At 42.5% G+C, this 857-nt stretch carries 2 protein-coding genes (both only partly in view); both read right to left on the bottom strand.

The window, feature by feature from the left end; translation table 11 throughout:
* The coding region annotated (locus HT688_RS11265) for a DUF1542 domain-containing protein (RefSeq protein WP_172923802.1) crosses the window boundary (this coding region is incomplete at its 3' end): on the bottom strand, positions 1-10 show 10 of its 484 nt. The annotated region extends 474 nt beyond the left edge of the window.
* Positions 1-857 carry part of the coding region annotated (locus HT688_RS11260) for a DUF1542 domain-containing protein (RefSeq protein ID WP_172923801.1) on the bottom strand (this coding region is incomplete at its 5' end). Its footprint begins 16 nt before the window's first position, so 857 of the 873 annotated nt are shown. The genes HT688_RS11265 and HT688_RS11260, both read right to left, overlap by 26 nt.

The raw sequence follows: 857 nt of genomic DNA, 5'->3' as shown, positions 1-857 counted from the left end.
GCTGAGTCAATCTTAGCTTCGGCAGCTTTTCGTGCTTCTTCTACAGCTTGTTCTTTCTCAGCACGTTGCGCTGCTGTTAAGCTCTTATCTGCTGCGATGGCTGCTTTTTCTGCTTGCGCTGCTTTTTCTAAGTCTGCTTTAGCAGCTTTCTTAAGAGCTTCTAAGTCACCATTTGTGTGGACTCCTGCAATAGCGGCTTCGCCAGATTCCTTAGCTTCGGCTACTTTATCAGCATCTGCTGCTGAGTCAATCTTAGCTTTTTCTTCAGCTAATTTAGCTTCCAAGTCTTTGACTTTTTGCTCTTTTTCTGTCGATGTGAGGCTGGTGTCTGCATTGATTTCTGCCTTCTCAGTTTCTGCTGCCTTATCTAAGTCTGCTTTAGCTTTGTCCTTTCCTACTGGATTGATTGCATTTACTTCAGAAAGTGCATCTGCTTGGGCTTGATCAACTCCATCTTGATTTTTAGCTTTCTTAGCTTTCCTAATAGCTTCGCCTGCTTTTCTGACAGCTTCCGCTACTTCTTCCTTGGCTGCATTTTTTTCGTCTTCTGATAATTTATCATTATCCTCTATCTCAGCCATTTTTATTGCTGCAGCTTCTGCTATGGCATCTACCGCCATGTCTGTTCCTATTGGATTCACATCGTCTATAGCTTTAGTTCCCTCATCTTGAGAGTTGGCAACCTCATCTTGGGTTTGAGCATTCGTAATGGCTTGTGTAGCTTTGTCCGCTTCCGCTTGGGCTTGTTTCTTAGCCGCCTCTTTTTCTGCAGGACTTAACTTGTTATTGTTGTCAATCTCTTTTTCTTTTTCTTTAAGCTTATCTTCTATTGCTTTTGTAGCTTTGTCTTTTCCTAC

The organism is Streptococcus sp. 1559, from assembly GCF_013276735.1.
GTDB lineage: Bacteria > Bacillota > Bacilli > Lactobacillales > Streptococcaceae > Streptococcus > Streptococcus pseudopneumoniae.
This window is presented reverse-complemented; position numbering and strand designations above follow the sequence as displayed.